Source organism: Trichocoleus sp. ST-U2 (assembly GCF_039961875.1).
GTDB lineage: Bacteria > Cyanobacteriota > Cyanobacteriia > Cyanobacteriales > FACHB-T130 > FACHB-T130.
This window is the reverse complement of record NZ_JAMPJY010000020.1, coordinates 14194-34264: the sequence shown is the minus strand read 5'-3', so window position 1 is coordinate 34264 and position 20071 is coordinate 14194. Positions and strand designations below refer to the sequence as shown.

Here is a 20071-nt window from a genome sequence, read left to right as displayed (position 1 = left end):
AAGAGCCTATTTTCCATTGCCCTATCTAGAAATTCGTGAATACGACAATTCTCTTTTCAACATTTCTGCTAACACTGTTGTTAGCAGTCGGTCTATTTTTCTTTATTCGAGCCTCCGCTAAGGATCGAACGCAACAAGTGAAACTGATTGCGGAGCAACCAGAAGAATCAATTTTAATTCAATTGCAACAATATTTCGATCGGCGTGCTTACCGGATTGCGGCGGTGGATGCAAAGCAAAATCAAGTTACATTCCAAGGCTTTGTCCGCCCCAGCTGGTTTTTGGCAATTTTTCTGAGCTTATTAGCTTTTTGTGGCTTTCTTTGTTTGGCGTTAGTTTTAGCAATTTTATTTCCCCCATTCGCTAAAATCTTTCTAGGTTTGGTTCTCCTTTCACCAGCCGCTGGCGTTTTTTACTGGAAAAAAGCTGGACGCAGCGAACAAGTTTCCCTGAAGGTGGAAACATTTGCAGGTGTCGAAAAAGAGACCAGAAGTTTAATAACTGTCATCGCCCATCGTGATGAATTGGCTCAATTGCAACAGGAACTCCAATTAAAGCCTTGCGAATGACAACTCTCTCGCTGAAAACCTTAAAAAATTCCAAAACCTGGTCAGTTTGTGAACCCAAAAGAATTTTAATTAGAAGGAAAGATTCAAAATTCCTCCTATAAAACAATAGGGGCGGTTCGCAAACCGCCCCTATAACCGAGTTTTCACGTTTAATGCCTAAAACTTCAGCTGCTACGAACAGCGGCGAGGGTAGGCTTTTCCACAGGATTGTCGATTATCCTAAGGCTAGGAAACAGAAAATGATTTTCTTCAACATATTGGGCACCAAATAGCCCCTTTTCCGCCCAAAAGTACCGATCTGTGGTGTGTTCGTTCCGCTTCACGAGCAGCAAAGCAGGCGGAAGGATTCCTTCGGTTTGAATAAACTTTCGCGCGGCGGTGACTGGTTTATCTTCGCCACTTTCAATACTATACTGAGGGACATGCTCTAAAATTCTACGTCCTTCCTGGCGACGGCGACTTTTCCGCTTGCGTCTTCTAGCCAACCTCCTTACCTCCCCTTTAATTCTGACAGTTGTAATGATAGATACAAAAACCGTCGCAAGTATATCGGTTTGAGTTCAAAATATCAACCGCTTTTTACCGATTGATACAAACATTACAGCCCTCAGAAATTAAAATCGACAGCAGCAGAACGGGCAATAGACGCTATATATGCAAGCTTGTCTAAACTTGAGCCTAGATATAGCGTATAAAGGGCTATATTTATTCGACCTTGACAAAATTTAGCCAGTTTGGAAGCAGTTTTGTAACCAAACTATCATGAAAGCTCGCTAAAATTTTTGTAATAAAAAGAAACAAAAATGAGGTCTTTGCACGACCTTTGCCGCTTCAGCGCAATTGCGTGTCAGGATCGACGGAAGAAAACCCGATCCGATAAATGCAATTTTCCTCGCTGTCAAGTACCCAAGTATAAGCGAATGTGTCTATGTCTACCAGTTCAGAATTCATAACTTTGTGCCAATCACAAGTAGCACTATTAACTCAAGGACTGGAAGCTGCCTTGAGTGTTGTGTATTTAACGGAAGAACTGGTAGAGGGCGTCCCAACTAAGCTAAGGCCGGTTGTTGCTTACCCACAGACAGCGGTGGAATGGGAAACGGATGAGATTTCGGCTTTGGGATTTTCCGATCGACCGTTGGCATCCATTCCTCGGTTATTGTCAGCGGCATCTCCGGTTCCTCAGGAGTCCGATGCGGTTTCTGAGACGGGTTCAACGGAATCGGCGGCTGAAGTCGGGAAAGAAGAAACGATTGATGAATTGCAGGCAAAGGCGGGGACATGGCCCCTCCAGCGATCGCTCTTCGCCGATGCTGACTTGAGTAGCTCCTCGCGCCAAATTGTGGTGCCTTTGTTGCATGAAGGTGTGGTGATGGGGCTGCTGGTGACAGCTCGTGAAGATAGACCTTGGAACCAGCGGGAACGAACCGCGATTGAACGGATTGCCGATACACTGGCGAGCGCTTGTATTCTGGATCGGCGTTCCCAATGGTTTGAGCAACAGCTGAGTCAGCAGCGTCATCTTCAGGCTCAACAGCGCGATCTCATGGACGATCTGATACATCAGTTTCGCAATCCCATGACCGCCTTACGGACGTTTGGCAAGTTGCTCCTCAGACGATTGGTACCTGGAGATGCGAACCGCGAAGTTGCCAACAGCATCGTGCGTGAAAGCGATCGCCTGCAAGAGTTGCTTCTACAGTTCGATCGGGCTGTGGATATGGACGAAGGAGAGTTAGTGCCTTTGTACGGGCAAATTGCGGATCGTTCTTACGATGCAGTTCCCGTGCCGATTGCCCCGTCTTGTCCGCTTCCCCCAAAAGGTGAAGATTTAGGAAATCTGTACTCTCCCTTGGGATTGGAGCCTCAAACAATTCCGACGAGAGCGCTGGCATTGGAATCCTGCTCAGTGGCGAAAGTTTTGAAACCGCTAGTGGTGACATCCAGCGCGATCGCCCAAGAAAAAAATCTGGCTTTATTAGCAGAAATTCCTCCGAATTTGCCGCCAGTACAAGCCAATGCCAAAGTACTGCGCGAAGTGTTAAGCAATCTGATTGACAATGCTTTGAAATATACCCCGGCGGGTGGGCAAGTTTACATTCAGGCAGGAAATCGACGACATACTTCTCAAGGAGATTTTCAGGCGATCGCAATTAGCGATACTGGCCCTGGCATTCCTGTGCAAGATAAAGAGCATTTGTTTGAGCGACATTACCGAGGCGTCCAGGCAGAAACTGAGATTCCGGGGAGTGGATTGGGTTTAGCGATCGCGAGAGATTTAGTAGAACAAATGCAGGGCGAAATTGAAGTCATTAGCCCCGCCGAACGCAACTGGCTCGATCGCAGTATTCCCCACACTCAAGGACCCGGAACGACCTTTATTGTCTGGTTACTAACTGAAGCCTTAAAGGGCGAAGATGAAGTTTGATAAGTTGCTCTTACATTTATTTGTATTTGAGCTGGTAATGGGTAATACGATTACTTATCTGAGGCGATCGGTCTGCATGGTATAGCAGTCATCAATGATTCGTGAAAACGAGATGCCCGACTTCCTGGAGAAGTTGGGCATCTGAACTGCTGGCATCTCACAACTTAAATAGGATTGTGATAAGACGCCATTTAGAATTAAAAACCCGATTTCTTCTAGAAACCGGGTTTAGAAAATACTTATTTCTTTGTGCCTATCTGCTTAAAGAATGAAGCAATCAGCAGTCAACTAGAATTGCACGCTTCATTCTGCAAATATTACTGCTCTAGCACTAACTCGTCATTTAACCGCAGATTCAGATCCGTATCCGGATCAATCGCAATCAGATCCACTCTATCCCGACCGAGGAACAGTCCGATGAGTCCACCAATTCCCAGACCGCCCAAGACTTCTTCGGTAGCGATCGCTTTGTCACCCGTCACAGCAGAAACCGCAGCAGCAGCAGCAGCACCTAATGCGGCATTCTTGAGGATACCACCAACGCTAGAACCCTTGGTAACGGATTCGGTTTTGGTAATGGTTTGAGAAGTAGCATCGATAGCCACCCGTTGACCGTTCGTGAAAACCAGTTCCTTCGCCACAAACTGAGAGCCTCCCTGAGCCGGTTGCAATTCACCGACCACTTGGCTTCCAGAGGGGATTAGCACCGTTCCATCAGATGTGGTGATATTTGCTGCTACCGTTAGCGTCAGCGGTGCTCTTTCGTCCTTTGTAACCAGAATTTTTTCTTTCTCGTACCTAACTGGAATAGTGGTTCCAGCCGGAATCGCGACTGTCGTGTCCTCTGGCGGTGTGTCGTTGAGAGAGACAATATAGGGCGAGTTAATTGCCGCTACTTGTCCAGAACTCACCAATGCCTGATAGATGAAAGCTGCTACCTCCGCTCTGGTGGCATTCCGAGTTGGATTCAGCGTCTGGAGAGTCGGATAGTTCACCACAATGCTCTTTTCTGTTGCCGCAGCAATGCTACTGCGAGCATAGGTAGAGATGGAAGAAGCATCGTTATACACTTGCAAATCAGCCGATACGGGATTGCTGGCAGTGTAATTCAAGCCATTCGCCAAGGAAACTAGAACTTGTTCGCGGGGAATATTTTGTGTAGGTCTAAAGACGTTACCGGGATAACCCGACAAAAATCCCATTTCGTAAGCTTCACGGATAGCCGAGTATGCCCAGTAGGTCGATGAAAGATCCACAAAATTAACAGCATTGCGGATTTTATTCTTGTTGAAGGCCTTACGAACCATCGCCGCGAATTGGGCACGAGTCACCGGATCGTTGGGTCGAAACGTACCATCGGGGAACCCGGCAATTACATCACGTTGTGCCAGTTCTTGAATAAAACTAGCAGCCCAGTAGCTTGAGGATACATCACTAAAATTGATAGCTTGAGCAACAGCTGGTGCCGGTGACATAATTGTTTCTACTAGGGGAGCCATCGAACCTGCCGACATTCCCAGCATTAGTAGTAAAGCTGTTCCAGATTTCAAGCGCTTTAAGTTAGACATTGAGAACTTCTCCACTTTTCGCATTCCTTTGATTATTTAGACCTAAGATTACCTGATAGGTTCCTAGAAATTTCAATCTCAACAAATTTATTTACTGCCGTGACAGATTATAGAGATATAGACAGTTTCAGCGGAAAGTTCTGGACTGCCTAAGAAGGAAAGACGCATATTTTGCAAAAATAGTTGCTTGTTGTAGAAAAAATTGGCTTCCGGAGCCTCTAGAAGCCGATCACAATATAGATTGGGAATGCAAAAAAAAGGCACGCTATGTGTAGCGTGCCCTAACTTGTGGAATGATGATGTCAAAATTCGGGTCTTTATCTATTAGTCTTAAAGCTAGTTCTGATGGTCAACCCACCGACGGTAGAGTTTTTGAATCGCTTTGAGGACAGGACTAGGGGCTGACTTCTGAGAGGCACTGTTGGGATCTAGAAGCTGTAATCGAGTCAGGAGTTTAGCTTCCTCAATCGCTACCTCGCCATCGCTATAAATTAAAGCGCTGAGGGCTTCGATGAGGCGCTGGTAATCGTCGGTGCTGGGGCGATCGCCTAAATAATCTTGCACCCAATTGTAGACCTCGCTTGGGCTTACAGCTACGAGTTCATACAACAAAGGCTGAATCTCTGGATCGTCAGCAATGCCCTTTTCCTTCGCCACTCGCTGAAGATATTGCCGTTCCTCTGACTGAATTTTGCCATCAATCCAAGCTGCGCCGATGAGAATTTTAACAAGCTGTTTAACACTAGAATTGGCTACCATTGGCTTTTCCCTTATTTCCCCTAACAGATTAATCCATCAACAGATTTCTGCAACCACAACTACCATAGAGGTTTAGCTATTTTTCTTCTGTAGCCGCACCATAAAGAATCCATCCATTTGATGCCGGTGGGGCCAGACTTCGATCCATCCAGCAGGGGTAGTATAAGCTGCCGCTGGTGAATTGGGGTTGGGGGGCAAAATCTGCCACTGGGGGTAACGCTCTAAAAAGGCGCGAACAACACCTTCATTCTCCAATGGATGCAAGGTACAAGTTGCATAAACCAGAATGCCATCTGGTTTAACCCAGGTAGCCACTCGATCTAATAGTTCGCCTTGCAGAATTGAAAGTTCCTGAACTGTCTGTAGAGTTTGCCGCCAACGGGCGTCAGCATGACGATGTAGCGTCCCCAGTCCAGAGCAGGGGGCATCGAGTAATACCCTATCAGCTTGATTGATAAACTGGGGTAGGTTGCGGCTGTCCCCCTCCTGAATTTGAATCGAGTGCAAACTTAACCGTTTGGCATTTTCTTGCAGTTTCCGGAGACGGGAAGCAGTCTTGTCACACGCCCAAACAGTTCCCCGATCTTCGATCAATTCTGCGATGTGCGTTGTCTTTCCCCCTGGTGCTGCACAGGCATCGATGACGACTTCACCCGGTTGGGGATCTAGCAGATAACTGACTAGCTGGGCACTACTATCTTGTACCGTCCACCAACCTTCGCTAAAACCAGGTAAATTTTGAATTGCGCCTGTGCCACCAGTTAGCCTCAAAGCTTGGGGTAGATGGGGGACGCGACTCACTGAGATACCCGCAGCTTGCAGTGCTGCCTCAACTTTCTCTATCTCAGCGCGAAGGGGATTTACCCGCAAGTCAATTGCTGGGGTTTGGTTCATCCATTCACACAGCTGTTCCGTTTCTTCTAAACCCAGACGTTCTAGCCATACCTCAATAATCCAGTCGGGATAGCTGTGTAAGATGCCTAATCGTTCAACTGGGTTTTTTGGCAGATGTAGCGGGTCAGGTTCTAAGTTCTGAACTTCCCCTCCCCGGTTCTCCTGCTTTTTGCCTTCCGCTAGACGAATATACTGTCGCAATAGACCATTGACAAAGCCGGAAAGCCCTGGAAATCCGTTTTCTTTGGCTAATTGCACGGTAGTATTCACAGCTGCCGACACAGGGATTCGGTCTTGATAACGAAGTTGATATAAGCCTAGATGCAGAATTGCGCGGAGGTCTAGGGGTTGTTGGTGGGCTTTCTTTTTACCTAGATGGTCGATGAGTGCATCGAGCGATCGCTGTCTTCTCACACTCCCATAAACTAACTCTGTCACTAAGCGCCGATCGGTAGCACTTAAGTCTGCTTGGCGCAGCAGTCGGTCGAGTGCCACGTCAGCAAAAGCGCCTTTACGGTGGACATCTCGAAGTGCCAGAAATGCTATTTGACGAGGATTTTGCATACTAAATAGTATGCGTTAGCAGATACATTTGGAAGCATTGCTGTCTCACTTTGACTCAGCCGGTTTCTCTTTATGTTTTCATTAAAACAACGATTTACACGTTCCCTTCAACTGTCTGTGTCACTCTCTTGATTGTCCCAGCGACCGCCACAAGGCTTCAGGAGACGCAGAAAACCCCTGTTAGCCTTCAAACCCCATTTTTTCTCAGACAGAACGTCTCTGCTTTTTCTGGAAACAACTCACAAGGGCTTGTTTCCACTTAATGTCACTCCAAGTATTGACACACCACTTCACCAGTTTTCTGCTGACGGCTTTCTACAGTAGAGAACGTAAGTAATTAGTCATTCATCCATCTCAGAAACAAAATGCACCGCATCCGTAAATCAGCTTTATTTTCTTTTTGCTTGTTATTAATAGTTTCGGGTATCAGTGCTTGTGACACTCAAGTTACAGATGCCGCACCCTCCTCAGAAACACCCAAAGTCGTAACCGAATCATCAACCAAACCCTCGACCGAACCAACTCAGCCCCAATCAAGCTTAGAGGTATCTTCTTCAGAAAAAACCGCTCAAACTAAACAAGCTGTTCAAAGCAGCTTCGAGCCGGTGAAAGCAACTCCAAAAAAGGTAAAAGTCTTTTTTCCTAAAAACCCCCAAAGCGGGCAAGATTTCACTTATGTTGAGCCAGTTTGGCGAACAACAAACAGTCCGAGTACAGCCCAGTTTGCCATTGAGCAATTAATCGCAGGGCCTACAAGTCAGGAAAAAGCTCGTGGTTTAATCGACCCTATTGAATTCAAGGGCAGTTCCAACTGCGGCAAAGATTTTACGATTTCCATCACGAATGGAATTGCTAAACTGAAATTCTGTAAGTCGGTAATTTCAGGAGGTACTGGAGATGATGCTCGTCAAAAATTCTCTATTAATACCACCCTTAAGCAATTTCCAACTGTCAACTCAGTTATTATTCTGGATAGAAACGGCAAATGCTTAAACGATCAAAGTGGCGAGAATACTTGCCTAAAGAAAGCCGAAAAACTGACAACTGAATCGGGGCTATCGATTGACGGACTTGGGTCAGTTAAAATTAACATGACTGTTGCTGAGGCATCAGGCGTTGCTGGGACTCCAATCGTGCCATCCCGGCAAAATCCCAATCGCGTCTGTGACTATTACAAGCCAGCAAATGGGCCAGAGGGTGTTACTTTTATGGTCACGCAAGGCCGAATCGCTACAGTAGAAATTGAAACCAATAAAATTACCACTGTTCATGGTATCAAAGTTGACGATACAGAAAGCCTGATTAAGTCTACTTATCCCGGACAAATTCAGGTAAGTCGTCTTCCCAACAGCGAAAAAGGTAAAGCCTGGATCGTTCAACCAAGCAGCTTTGCTGACAAAGACTTGCGTCTCGTGTTTGTGTCTACGAATGGCAAGACTGTTAATCGCATGATTGCTGGTAAAGTTCCAGAAGTGAATTATGCAGAAGGCTGTCTTGATGTTCGCCCTGGTTGATAGGGTTTTAGTATAAATTTGCTAACCCAGCTAGTTTAACTGGCTGGGTTTGGCGTTTTAGTGGAAGGTGATAAAGCGATCGCGCTCCTACATTACCTATCTGCACGGAAGAAGTGGAACCACGAAGACGCAAAGAACACGAAGGAAGAGAAAGAAAGAGCGATCGCGCTTTTTCCTTTCCCCGTCTGCCCTAAATAATGAAGCAGGGTAAGCGAGTCTATTTCCTATGCGACAGTCTGCCTTTTAAAGGTTATCTAGTTGCTTTTTTAAGTCTTCTAATTCGTTATCAACTGCTAAATTAGATTTAGAGGAAGTAGTAGTTGGGTTAGCTGCCGGTAGTTGCGCTTGGGTGGTGGAAGAACCAGTCAACTGCGCTTTCATTGCTGCCAATTCATCATCAACGTCATTGCCGGATTCGAGCATGGCAAATTGCTGATCTAAATTATTGCCAGTAAGCTCGGCTGCTGCTGTGGAACGAGCTTCTAGTTCCAACACTTTTTCTTCCATCCGCTCAAAGGCTGCCATCGATCCGCTGGTATTCAGCCGACCGACTGTGTTTTGCAGCTGCTCTTGAGCCTTGGCAGCTTGTATTCGTGCCTTAAGGATGGGCTTGTACGCTTTGGCTTCAGAAACCTTACTTTCAAAAACAGCTAAATTGCGCTTGAGCGTATCTACCTGAGCTGTTCCCTGGTCTATTTGGGCTTTTAGAGTGCTTGCGGTTTCAGCGTGAATCTTTTTCCTCAAGATCGCTTCACGAGCCAAATTCTCATCCTCTTTTTGGAGAGCCAACTGAGCGCGTTGATGCCAGTTGTTCACTTCGGTTTGAGCTTGGTTGTACTGTTGCAGGAGGCGTTTTTGAGCGACTATGACTGGAACAACAGCTTTACGCAACTTCACCAAGTCTTCGTGCATATCCTCAATAGCTAGCTCTAGCAGCTTTTCGGGGTCAATTCCTTGTTGAATGAGCCGAGCCAAGCTAGCGATACCAAGCCCAGCTACAGCTCCAGCAGCTGCCATAGGAGCCATACCAACAGCAAATGCAGTTCCCCCAGCAGCTACTCCTACGCCGCCAATAGCACCTGAAATACCCGCACCTGCTGCTGCTCCTGCTGCTGCCGCACCAAGAGACCGAGTATTTCGCTCTGCTATTGCTCTTATTGCTTCATAAAGGGCAAGACCAGTTAATGCTCCAGCCGCACCTAAGGGAACTGCGCCAACGCTAAAACCACCGCCTTTTGCGACTATTCCAATTTTGCCGATGGCAGCACCAGATGTAGCCCCTCCAGCCGCAAATGCTGTACCATCTCCGAAGTTACCTGTATAGTTTTCACGGTTAATATGGTTAATCTCAGCTCTGACTATGCGGCTGATGCGCTCAAATAATCCCATAGCTATATGTTCCCGTTTGCTTATTAACTTTCTATTAAGCAGTCTGCACCCTCATAAGCATAGAAAAAGTTACTTGTTGCGTCTTCGTAATAATTACTGAAATCCTTATCACCTCTCTCAGTTTTTATGTAAAAGTAAGCTTTGAGCTATCTTGCTCAGATAGATGTTTTTAGTTAATAAACTGCCCTTAATTATGACTTCGGTGCGCCCTCACGATAAAGCCAAAGCCCTCAAACCTTCTAGTCGTCGCCCTGCTAAAGAACTCTGTAGCGAGTGCGGGCTATGCGACACCTACTATATTCACTATGTCAAGGAAGCGTGTGCATTTCTTAATCAGCAGATAGCGGAACTGGAAGAACAAATCCACGGAAGAAGCCGCAATCTAGATAATCCCGATGATTGGTACTTTGGGGTTAGTCAAGAGATGATGGCGGCGCGGAAAACTGAGCCAATTGAGGGGGCGCAGTGGACGGGAATTGTCAGCACCATTGCCATCGAAATGCTCAATCGCGGCATGGTTGAAGGTGTCGTCTGCGTCCAGAATACGAAGGAAGACAGATTTCAGCCAATGCCGATAATCGCTCGCACGCCAGAAGAAATTCTGGCAGCGCGGGTGAATAAGCCAACGCTGTCGCCTAATCTTTCGGTATTGGAGCAAATTGAGCAATCTGGGATGAAGCGGCTGTTGGTAATTGGTGTTGGTTGCCAAATTCAAGCATTACGAGCCGTTGAGAAGGAACTGGGATTAGAAAAGCTTTACGTTTTGGGTACGCCCTGTGTCGATAATGTTAACCGCGCCGGGTTGCAAAAATTCTTGGAAACCACTAGCCGTTCCCCGGATACAGTGGTGCATTACGAGTTTATGCAAGATTTCCGGGTTCACTTCAAGCACGAAGATGGCTCTACGGAAATGGTGCCTTTCTTTGGACTAAAGACAAACCAGTTAAAGGATGTTTTCGCTCCTTCTTGTATGAGCTGTTTTGATTATGTGAATTCTTTGGCAGATTTAGTCGTAGGCTACATGGGCGCTCCCTTTGGCTGGCAGTGGATTGTGGTGCGGAATGACACTGGCAAAGAAATGCTGGATTTGGTGCAAGATCAGATAGACACGCAGCCAGTCATGTCCCAAGGAAACCGCAAAGAAGCTGTACAACAAAGTATCCCCGCCTACGATAAAGGCGTCACTCTCCCGATGTGGGCGGCAAAGCTGATGGGAGTCGTGATTGAAAAAATTGGCCCCAAAGGTTTAGAGTATGCCCGTTTCTCAATTGATTCCCACTTCACCCGCAATTATTTGTATGTGAAGCGCAATCATCCAGAGAAGTTAGAGGCGCACGTACCAGAATATGCCAAGCGGATTGTCGGGCAGTATAAATTGCCGGAATCTTGAAGCTTTCGCGCCAAGACGCAAAAGCGCAAAGTTTTTCTTGGCGTCTTGGCGCGAAATTATTCTAAGCTGGCCCCACAGCTTCAATTGCGGCTTCTAGCGCGATCGCTACATGAGTCCAATGGGTTCCCCCTTGACAAAATACAACGTATGGCTCTCGCAGCGGCCCATCGGATGACAATTCAGAGGTGCTGCCTTCAATAAACGTACCTCCAGCCATCACTAACTGGCTCTCATATCCCGGCATATCACCGGGTATGGGATCGACATAGGAATCGATAGGCGAGTGCTGTTGAATGGCTCGACAAAAGGCAATCATCTTCTCACGCGAACCCAATTTGATGGCTTGAATCACGTCTCGACGGGGTGCCATTGGTAAAGGATTCACTGCATAACCCAATTGATCGAAAACGTAAGCCGTCAGGTGGTTTCCTTTCATGGCTTCCCCGACCATTTGCGGTGCGAGGAACAATCCTTGGAACATCAAGCGATGTTGATCGAAACTGGCACCGCCACTACTGCCAATTCCGGGTGCAGTCAAACGACAGGCAGCCGCTTCTACTAAGTCTGCCCGACCCGCAACATAGCCGCCAGCTGTTACGATAGTACCACCAGGATTTTTAATCAAAGAACCAGCCATTAGATCGGCACCGATAGCGGTGGGTTCCTGTTCTTCAATAAATTCCCCGTAACAATTATCGACAAAACAGACTGTGTTGGGATTTTGTTGTTTAACCAGGAAAACAATTTTTTCAATGTCGGTAATCGAAAGACTAGGACGCCAGGAATAGCCGCAGGAACGCTGGATTAACACGAGACGAGTGCGATCGCTAACTGCTGTCGCCAGCGCTTGCCAATCAATAATTCCTTCGCCAGTAAGAGCCAATTCTTTGTAACTAACGCCAAAATCAAGTAAGGAGCCTTGGCCTTGCCCTCGCAAACCAATAACTTCTTCTAGCGTGTCATAGGGGGCACCGACCACTGCCAGCATTTCATCTCCAGGACGAAGAACGCCAAATAAGGCACAGGCGATCGCATGAGTACCGGACACAAACTGCACTCGAACCGCAGCAGCTTCGGCACCCATCACGTCTGCAAATACCCGATCGAGCGTCTGACGCCCTAAATCATCGTGACCGTAGCCGGTGACACCAGCGAAATGGTGCGCCCCCACCCGATGGTGACGAAAGGCTTCCAGCACTCGTTTGAGATTTTGCTTGACTGTCGCGTCAATTGCGGAAAAAATCGGAAACAGTACCTTTTCTGCTTCCTGTAGCTGTTGAAAGCTGTTCATCAATACCTGGAGAAAGAGATTTCTTATTTATTTTAGATTTTGGAGCTTTTAGCAATGTAAAAATTTGCATTTCCAGTAAAAGCGGGGCAAACAAGCCGCCCTTACAAAATCGAGACCAAAATCCCAAATCCAATAGCAGATTGGGCTGCACAATTCTTATCAAGGTTACTGCATGACTGTTGCGACCACAACGAAAGATCAAGAACAGGTGAGACAAGACTCGCCTCTCCGTCCTGATTGGGTCATTATTATCTACATGGCTGCGTTACACATCGCAGCGCTTTTCGCCCTATTTCCCAGTAATTTCAGCTGGGCTGCGGTTGGTGTCGCCGTCTTTTTCCACTGGGTGACGGGTGGCTTGGGAATTACGCTGGGATTTCATCGTCTGGTAACGCATCGTAGTTTCCAAACGCCTAAGTGGTTAGAATACTTCTTTGTTCTCTGCGGCACCCTTTCCTGCCAAGGAGGTCCGATTAACTGGATAGGCATACACCGCCTCCATCATCTGCACTCGGATGAAAACTTAGATCCTCATGATTCCAACAAAGGCTTTTGGTGGAGTCACATGGGCTGGATGCTTTATCAAAACCCTGCGGATACGGACATCCCTCGCGTTACTAAAGATATTTCTGGCGACCCAGTTTATCAATTTTTACAAACCTATTTCATTCCCATTCAGGTTGTCTTAGGTCTAATTCTTTACGCCTTGGGCGGTTGGCCTTTTGTGGTTTGGGGAATTTTTGTTCGAGTTGTAGCGGTGTTTCACTGCACTTGGTTTGTCAACAGTGCAACGCATAAATTTGGCTATCGCACTTACGAATCTGAGGATCGATCGACTAATTGTTGGTGGGTGGCTTTACTCACCTATGGCGAAGGTTGGCACAACAACCACCATGCTTTTCAATATTCCGCTCGACATGGCTTAAAGTGGTGGGAAATTGACCTAACGTGGATGACCATTCAATTTCTTCAGTCGCTCGGTTTAGCCTCAAAGGTAAAACTGGTCGAAGAGAGTAAACAATAAATAGTTAAAAGGCAAAAGAGAGCGGAAAGAAAGGATGAAGGATGAAGCAGTTTTTCCCTTCATCCTTCTCTCTTTTGCCTTTTTAGTTGTGTCCCTGCACGACGTGCTTAACGGTGGTAAAAGATTCTAAGCCAATCGGCCCTCGGCGATGTCCTTTTTGGTTAGACATTCCCAGAAATAAGGAGTCTCCGCCCTTGGGGTTACGCGAAAATCGGGGAGAAGAATTGAGATAGACTGAGGCACTATTAACGCCGAGAGCAAATTGGCGGCTTTCTTGATAGGATTCAGAAACTAGACAGTCGGCGTGACCGCTGCTGTATTGATTAATACAAATAATGGCTTCCTCGATACTCTCTACCAGTTTAAAAGCCACAATCTTATCAAGATAGGCTTGACTCCACTCTAATTCTTCAGCTAGTTTCAAATCTGGAAATTGTGTCACCAAATCCCTATCTCCTCTGAGTTGAAACCCTTTTTCCTTAAGACTGTTCCAAAGCATTGTTAGAGAAGAAGGTTTGCAAGCTGGATGAATCAAAACCTTTTCAATCGCATTAACAGGGTCTGGCTCGCTTTGATGACTGTCTAAAATTGCGTTCCGAGCCATCTCTAAGCTACCCGTAGGCGACCAATAGAGGTAGCAGTTTCCCATCGCCGACTTCAAGACGGGTGCAGTTGAGAGCTGGATCACTTTTTGGACTAAACTAGGGCGACCATAGGGAATCACCAAATTAATGTATCGGTCTTGAATGACTAAATCCCGAATGGAAGCGCCTTGCTCTGATGGTAGTAGCTCCAGACAACCCGGTGGCATACCTGCTCGTTCTAAGGCTGATTGTAAAACTTGGGCAATGACCGTATTAGAGTGGCTAGCTTCACTTCCACCTCGGAGAATCAGGCTGTTGCCAGTTTTCAGACACATCCCGGCAGCGATCGCTCCTAGCTCCGGAAAGGCTTCGTAAATCAATGCAATGACCCCCAGCGGCATTAGCTGAGAGTAAGTTTGCGAGTGTTCTAGCTGATAAGTCGCGTTCATCACCCGCCGGATCGGATCGGACAACTCAGCTAACCGTTGCAAAATGTGGATGGTGGTTTGCAGCCGCTCAGGTGTCAGCTTCAGCCAATCTAAAATCAGCTCATGTGCTGCCATTTCGCGACTGGCTTCCAGATCCAGGGTGTTTGCTTCCAAAATATCGTCTAAGGATCTCTGAAGTGCCTGCGCCATTGCGGCGACAGCACGGCTGCGCTCTACTCCCTTGGTAGTTGCCAATTCCAGGGAAGCTTCATAAGCGCGACGAACAGCGTTCATTGGGTCGGGGGTCGGAGTAATATCGTTGATTGCCATTGGGCTAACGTCGGTGAGTCAGCCAGATGATCAGCGCTGGCACCAATAGCGCCAACACGCTCACCATCGCACACAGCACAATAATGATACCAGGAGGGGCGGGAGGTGAAATCTGAGCTAAGCAAAGCCCTGCGATCAGTACCACCGCAATGATTCCTAAGGAAACAGGTAGGTAGCTGTCCCCAAGCCCTGGATGAGCAGTACTCCAGCGATGACCCGTCCACCGCCACGATCGCTTGTAGGGATAGCTTGTAGACAGTTGTTCGATCGCATACCCACTCTCTTCAACCACGAAGATTTGCTGACAGCGATCGCAGCCAAACGCTTCTGTCAGCGTAATCGGTACTAAACGCCCTCTACGTCGGCATGGGCACGGGTAATCGTTATTTAAGTCAATCTTCTGATCTTTCTGAGATGGCACAAGCGCTATTTAAACAAAGATATGAAAGTGTTAACTTAAGATTTTCGGAACCGGGTTCGTCTGTTAGACTTTTTTTAGTTTGCACCTAGCAACCGCCTTTCTTCGGACTGGGTACTACTGAATGAATGCCTTTAAAGACACAGACAATCTAGGCGAATTTTAACACTGTAAACCTTTGCCTAGAAATGCTCCGACTTATAGATAATCAGATTTATCCTCTGTACCTCTGAAGATCTATGCCTGAAGAAAGGGCTACTTCTTATATGATTTTAACCAGAAGAGCGGGTAACGCGATTCGAACGCGCGACATTCACCTTGGCAAGGTGACGCTCTACCACTGAGCTATACCCGCAAAACTTTATCTTTATCTAGATTCTCAAAATTTTCAGCATCTGTCAACTATCTTTTTTAATCATTTCATTAACCACCCGATGAAATTTGAAGTTGGCGAGAGTGGGAGCGCTTGGTGAAGCGATTTCTGCGGGGAGGCGAGGAAGGAATTCCTGACTCTGTATTTTGACGCTTTCCGGCTCCTCTTCCCTGAACTCACCCAGCTTCCGGACGCAACACCGTAGAATGAAGAAGTATGTAGTTAGTTGAATTAATTATTAATATGCCTGTTTTTGCGGCGATCGCAGTCTTGGCGCTTTTGATTGTGGTACATGAGCTGGGTCATTTCATGGCAGCTCGTCTTCAAGGAATTCACGTCAACCGCTTCTCCCTCGGCTTTGGACCGATCCTCTGGAAGTACCAGGGACCGGAAACAGAATATGCCATCCGGGCTTTTCCCTTAGGCGGATTTGTCGGTTTCCCTGATGATGACCCCGACAGTGATATTCCCCCAGAAGACCCTAATCTATTACGTAACCGACCCATTCTCGACAGAGCCATTGTCATTAGCGCTGGTGTCATCGCCAACTTGCTATTTGCTTACTTGCTGCTAGCGACTCAACTGGGTCTTGTAGGCGTTCAGGAATTTAATTATCAGCCTGGTGTCCTGGTTCCCCAAGTCGCCTCAGACGTAAGTTCTGCTGCACTCAAGGCTGGCATCAAAGCAGGAGACATTATTCTCTTAGCAGACGGTCAACCACTGAAAGCCTCCAAGGAAGCCATTCCAAAGCTTATGGAGGTAATTCAGAACAATCCCAACCAGCCGATCCCGCTGAGCGTTGAACGTCAAGGTCAAATCATTTCCCTGACCGTGACACCGCAACCCGGAAGCGATGGGAAAGGTCGCATCGGTGTCCAGCTAGCTCCTAGCGGCAAAGTAGTGCGTCGGCACCTCAAGAATCCTGTAGAAGTTTTGACCACTGCGGCTACAAAGTACCAAGAATTTGTCGTTTTAACGGCTCAGGGCTTTGTACAACTGATCAGTAACTTTGGCGAAACAGCCGATCAGGTTGCTGGGCCGGTTAAAATTGTGGAACTTGGTGCCAGTATTGCCAAGTCAGACGCAGCGAATCTGTTTCAGTTTGCTGCCTTGATCAGCATTAACCTTGCGATTATCAACATATTGCCTCTACCGGCTCTAGATGGCGGTCAGCTAGCTTTCTTATTGATTGAAGGCTTGCGGGGTAAACCTTTGCCGACTCAAATCCAAGATGGCATTATGCAAACTGGTTTGATGTTGCTTCTGGGTTTGGGAATTTTCTTGATTGTTCGAGACACTGCTAACCTGGAGTGGGTTCAAAAACTCTTGCAATGAACGCAGTTGTCTATCGTTTTTAACAATGGATAACTGACCTGTACGGGCGCAGGGTCATGCGCCCCTACCAACTAGACAATTGACGATTTATGAACATTACCCGTACATGGTCAGCTAAGCAGCAGCGTGCTTTGGAGATTTTGATTCGCCTGAAGCGATTGTATCCAGATGCACCCTGTACGCTGAACTACGAGACGCCGGTACAGTTATTGGTCGCAACCATTCTCTCCGCTCAATGTACCGATGAACGGGTGAATCAAGTAACCCCCTCCTTATTTTCTCGGTTTCCCGACGCCCCAGCTTTGGCAAACGCTGATATTGCCGAGTTGGAAACCCTGATCCGTTCAACCGGCTTTTATCGCAATAAAGCTAAAAATATTCAAGGTGCCTGCGTCCTGATTGTGGAGAAATTTAAAGGACAGGTGCCAAAACGAATGGAATTGTTGCTGGAATTACCAGGAGTAGCGCGAAAGACGGCGAATGTCGTTCTGGCTCACGCTTACGGCATCAATCAAGGCGTAACAGTGGATACTCATGTGAAGCGCCTCAGCTACCGATTGGGTTTGACAGAATATACAGACCCAGTGCGGATAGAGCGAGATTTAATGAGACTATTGCCCCTAGAGGATTGGGAAAACTGGTCAATTCGGTTGGTCTATCATGGTCGGGCAATTTGTAAAGCCAAAAATCCGGTGTGCCATGCTTGTGTCCTTGCGGATTTGTGTCCTTCTGCTAATTTGTCGCCCTCAGATTCTGTAAATATTAGCCTCGCCACATCTCCTCAAATTGTGGAAGCTTCTAATTGATACCATCCGCTAGAATGGAGAATGGTGTCTTTATTGCTGGAACAAAGTAGGATAATTCATGGCTAAAAAGAGCATGATTGAGCGGGAGAAAAAACGCCAGAAGCTGGTAGATAAGTATGCCGCTAAGCGTGAAACGTTGCAGGAAGCATTTGAGAATGCAACAACCCAACAACAGAAGCTGACGATTCATCGGCAGATACAGCAACTGCCGCGCAACAGTGCGCCCACACGACTACGGAATCGCTGCTGGGTGACTGGGCGTCCTAGAGGCGTATACCGGGATTTTGGTCTGTCTCGCAACGTTATGCGGGAATGGGCACACCAAGGCCTGTTGCCGGGAGTTGTCAAGTCTAGCTGGTAGTCTTTAGTCTTTAGTCTTTAGTCTTTAGTTGATTGCGTTTGACCAATGACTATTGACTATTGACTATTGACCGCAACAGCGGTCGATGCCAAGACTGTCTAAGAGCAATTCACTGACTGCATTCGCGATCGCAAACTCGCTATAAAAACTTCTGGAAAAATCAAACGCCTGCATCTCTGTCAGAATGGCAATCACCAGGGAACCCAGGTCGTTTTCCCCTTCCATCCGCTGGCGGACATAAATCTGGGAAGCTCGTTGGGCAATCTCTTGATTGACAGCCTCTGGAATAAACTCTTCATCGAGCCACTTGTGTAATGCGCTTTGCAGCCATTTGCCTTCCTGTTGAGGATTTTCGGCTGGTGGTAAGGTGATCGGTGGGATAGGTTGAGACATTTTCACGTATCAGCTTTTCGCTTCTCAGCTTTTAAATTTCAGACGCCGACTCAATGATTCTAAAAGTTGGGGCAGTATTTTAGATATTAAGGTGGTTCTATCTCATCAGGACATCTATGCAGCCATTGGTGGCTGTTAGAGATATACATAGATCGGATAATACGTCATTAACCCGCTTGGATTGAGTGCATGGAGTTTGATATTCCCACCATTATTCAGGGGTATGCCCAAGGCTACTTCCTGATGGCGGATGACGACAATGGCTTGGGATGGTATTCCAGCCGTCAGAGAACACTCGTTCCCCTCGATGGGCAGTTTCGCTACCCGAAGTCACTGCGGCGTGTTCTCAACCAAGAACGCTTTACTGTTGCTGTCAATCGGGATTTCCAGGGTGTAGTGGCTGGGTGTGCGGATCGAGAAACAACGTGGATTTCCCCAGAACTCCAAGAGATTTATTTGGCACTCTATGAAGAGGGTTGGGCTTATAGCTTCGAGACTTGGCAGGGAGAGGAACTGGCTGGAGGAATTTTAGGACTTGTCATCGGGGGTGCGTTTATTGGGGAATCTATGTTCTACCGGATTCCAGAGGGGTCAAAGGTGGCGATGGTGAAGTTGGTGGAAAGATTGCGATCGCGCAATTTTGCTTTCTTTGACGCCCAAATGATGAACCCCCATTTAGAGCGCTTTGGTGCCTACATCATTGACGATTCACAATATCAAGTCCTGTTACGGAAAGCGTTGCAGCGTCGGTGTTCTCTAGTATAGCCGCAGCCCGCGGGTGTGTTTTATAGAGCAAAACTTTAAACGAATCATGAGCAGGCTAAAACTCGTCAAAGACTTGAAATTCTGGCTGATAGCGATCGCGGCAGGCTTAATTACGATTCATCTTACTTTGACTTGGAGGAGTGGCAATACTGAACTGCTGAGTACAAGTTTCTTATTTTGGGCTGCGGTATCATCCCTGCTTTGGCAGAAACGGGACGGATTAGAGCTAAAAAGCGATGATTTTTCTAGCATTTTTGGGTTCGCACTGATTAGTTTGGTACTCTTTAAAAGTCTTTACCCCGGCTATGGTTTTACCCTTCACGTTACACCTTTGATTTCAATGCTGGGCTTGGGTTTAATTGCCTCTGGGGTTAAAGGATTAAAGCAGTATTGGCGGGAATTGCTGCTACTGGCTTTTTTTGTCTTAAATCAAGAATTAATATTGAAATTTTTTAATGTATCTTTATTAACCGCTAAATTTACATTTATTTTTCTTTGGTTTTTAGGATTCCCCGTTGTGCAGCGAGGGGAGATTTTAAGTTTGCCAACCGGGTCTGTACAAATTGGCGGAGCTTGTGCAGGTGTAGGTACTATCCTTCAGCTATTGGGATTAGCTTTAGTTGTTTTACTCATTTTTCCAACTAAATTGAAGGAAAAGATTTTATTACCATTCGTTGCTGTCATCGTAGCCTTTACGCTAAATGGGATACGGGTGGCTTTGATGACTGTTTTGGCAGGGTTATCAAATAAAGAAGCTTTTGAATATTGGCATCTTGGTGATGGTTCTGTAATCTTTTCTATGATTTCTGTATTTATTTTTGGATTAATTTGTCGATTTTGGCTGTTAAAACCAGGCAGCAAAAATGAGAATTCCGTAGAATTTTAATT

General features: G+C 46.7%; 19 protein-coding genes and 1 tRNA gene. 10 read left to right on the top strand and 10 right to left on the bottom strand.

Translation table 11 applies throughout. From position 1 onward, the window contains the following. Positions 1-35 precede the first annotated feature (35 nt). Positions 36-569, top strand: coding sequence for a cofactor assembly of complex C subunit B (locus tag NC996_RS14825; RefSeq protein WP_190414412.1), 534 nt, complete (start codon positions 36-38; stop codon positions 567-569). Between the two features lie 164 nt (positions 570-733). On the opposite strand, the gene NC996_RS14820 is transcribed toward NC996_RS14825, so the two are convergent. After that, the gene (locus tag NC996_RS14820; protein ID WP_190414413.1) at positions 734-1054 is read right to left on the bottom strand and encodes a DUF3155 domain-containing protein; all 321 of its coding nucleotides are present in this window, start codon (positions 1052-1054) and stop codon (positions 734-736) included. A gap of 443 nt (positions 1055-1497) precedes the next feature. Here NC996_RS14820 and NC996_RS14815 point away from each other — a divergent pair, with 443 nt between their 5' ends. Continuing rightward, the gene (locus NC996_RS14815; protein ID WP_199303303.1) at positions 1498-2997 is read left to right on the top strand and encodes an ATP-binding protein; all 1500 of its coding nucleotides are present in this window, start codon (positions 1498-1500) and stop codon (positions 2995-2997) included. A 317-nt stretch (positions 2998-3314) separates the two neighbouring features. Here the strand turns inward: NC996_RS14815 and NC996_RS14810 are convergent, their stop codons facing one another. The 3 genes from NC996_RS14810 to NC996_RS14800 form a co-directional block, all read right to left on the bottom strand. Then, complete coding sequence (locus NC996_RS14810) at positions 3315-4565, bottom strand: S-layer homology domain-containing protein (RefSeq protein WP_190688980.1); 1251 nt, start codon at positions 4563-4565, stop codon at positions 3315-3317. Positions 4566-4901: 336 nt separating this feature from the next. After that, a complete protein-coding gene (locus tag NC996_RS14805; RefSeq protein ID WP_190414416.1) occupies positions 4902-5324 on the bottom strand; it encodes a TerB family tellurite resistance protein in 423 nt (140 codons plus the stop codon). Between the two features lie 72 nt (positions 5325-5396). Beyond that, on the bottom strand, positions 5397-6782 hold the full coding sequence (locus NC996_RS14800; RefSeq protein ID WP_190688977.1) for a 16S rRNA (cytosine(967)-C(5))-methyltransferase: 1386 nt from the start codon (positions 6780-6782) through the stop codon (positions 5397-5399). 365 nt (positions 6783-7147) lie between these two features. On the opposite strand from NC996_RS14800, the gene NC996_RS14795 reads away from it, so the two are divergent. After that, complete coding sequence (locus tag NC996_RS14795) at positions 7148-8296, top strand: GerMN domain-containing protein (protein WP_190429322.1); 1149 nt, start codon at positions 7148-7150, stop codon at positions 8294-8296. 243 nt (positions 8297-8539) lie between these two features. Here NC996_RS14795 and NC996_RS14790 read toward each other — a convergent pair whose 3' ends face one another. Beyond that, complete coding sequence (locus tag NC996_RS14790; protein WP_190429324.1) at positions 8540-9685, bottom strand: PspA/IM30 family protein; 1146 nt, start codon at positions 9683-9685, stop codon at positions 8540-8542. Between the two features lie 193 nt (positions 9686-9878). Between NC996_RS14790 and NC996_RS14785 the strand changes: the two genes are divergently transcribed. Continuing rightward, entirely contained in the window at positions 9879-11075 is a 1197-nt protein-coding gene (locus tag NC996_RS14785; protein ID WP_190429325.1) for a Coenzyme F420 hydrogenase/dehydrogenase, beta subunit C-terminal domain, read from the top strand. 61 nt (positions 11076-11136) lie between these two features. On the opposite strand, the gene NC996_RS14780 is transcribed toward NC996_RS14785, so the two are convergent. Continuing rightward, positions 11137-12366: a methionine gamma-lyase family protein gene (locus NC996_RS14780; RefSeq protein WP_190429326.1), complete on the bottom strand. Its 1230-nt coding sequence runs from the start codon at positions 12364-12366 to the stop codon at positions 11137-11139. Between the two features lie 172 nt (positions 12367-12538). Here NC996_RS14780 and NC996_RS14775 point away from each other — a divergent pair, with 172 nt between their 5' ends. Continuing rightward, complete coding sequence (locus tag NC996_RS14775; protein WP_190429327.1) at positions 12539-13390, top strand: acyl-CoA desaturase; 852 nt, start codon at positions 12539-12541, stop codon at positions 13388-13390. A gap of 82 nt (positions 13391-13472) precedes the next feature. Here NC996_RS14775 and NC996_RS14770 read toward each other — a convergent pair whose 3' ends face one another. The 3 genes from NC996_RS14770 to NC996_RS14760 form a co-directional block, all read right to left on the bottom strand. Next, entirely contained in the window at positions 13473-14732 is a 1260-nt protein-coding gene (locus NC996_RS14770) for a glutamate-5-semialdehyde dehydrogenase (protein WP_190429328.1), read from the bottom strand. 4 nt (positions 14733-14736) lie between these two features. Continuing rightward, positions 14737-15153, bottom strand: a complete 417-nt coding sequence (locus NC996_RS14765; protein WP_190414425.1) for a hypothetical protein — start codon at positions 15151-15153, stop codon at positions 14737-14739. 280 nt (positions 15154-15433) lie between these two features. Beyond that, positions 15434-15505: transfer RNA gene (locus NC996_RS14760), tRNA-Gly, on the bottom strand. A 261-nt stretch (positions 15506-15766) separates the two neighbouring features. Here NC996_RS14760 and rseP point away from each other — a divergent pair. The 3 genes from rseP (at position 15767) to rpsN (ending at position 18025) form a co-directional block, all read left to right on the top strand. Continuing rightward, positions 15767-16858, top strand: a complete 1092-nt coding sequence (rseP, locus tag NC996_RS14755) for an RIP metalloprotease RseP (RefSeq protein WP_190429329.1) — start codon at positions 15767-15769, stop codon at positions 16856-16858. 89 nt (positions 16859-16947) lie between these two features. Next, positions 16948-17664, top strand: coding sequence for an endonuclease III (nth, locus tag NC996_RS14750; RefSeq protein ID WP_190414427.1), 717 nt, complete (start codon positions 16948-16950; stop codon positions 17662-17664). Positions 17665-17722: 58 nt separating this feature from the next. After that, complete coding sequence (gene rpsN, locus NC996_RS14745; RefSeq protein ID WP_190414428.1) at positions 17723-18025, top strand: 30S ribosomal protein S14; 303 nt, start codon at positions 17723-17725, stop codon at positions 18023-18025. A gap of 63 nt (positions 18026-18088) precedes the next feature. On the opposite strand, the gene NC996_RS14740 is transcribed toward rpsN, so the two are convergent. Further along, complete coding sequence (locus tag NC996_RS14740) at positions 18089-18418, bottom strand: hypothetical protein (protein WP_190414429.1); 330 nt, start codon at positions 18416-18418, stop codon at positions 18089-18091. 189 nt (positions 18419-18607) lie between these two features. On the opposite strand from NC996_RS14740, the gene aat reads away from it, so the two are divergent. Continuing rightward, positions 18608-19183, top strand: a complete 576-nt coding sequence (gene aat / locus NC996_RS14735; RefSeq protein WP_190688974.1) for a leucyl/phenylalanyl-tRNA--protein transferase — start codon at positions 18608-18610, stop codon at positions 19181-19183. Between the two features lie 46 nt (positions 19184-19229). Beyond that, positions 19230-20069 (top strand): cyanoexosortase A, encoded by an 840-nt coding sequence (gene crtA / locus NC996_RS14730; protein WP_190688971.1) that lies wholly within the window; start codon positions 19230-19232, stop codon positions 20067-20069. Positions 20070-20071 lie beyond the last annotated feature (2 nt).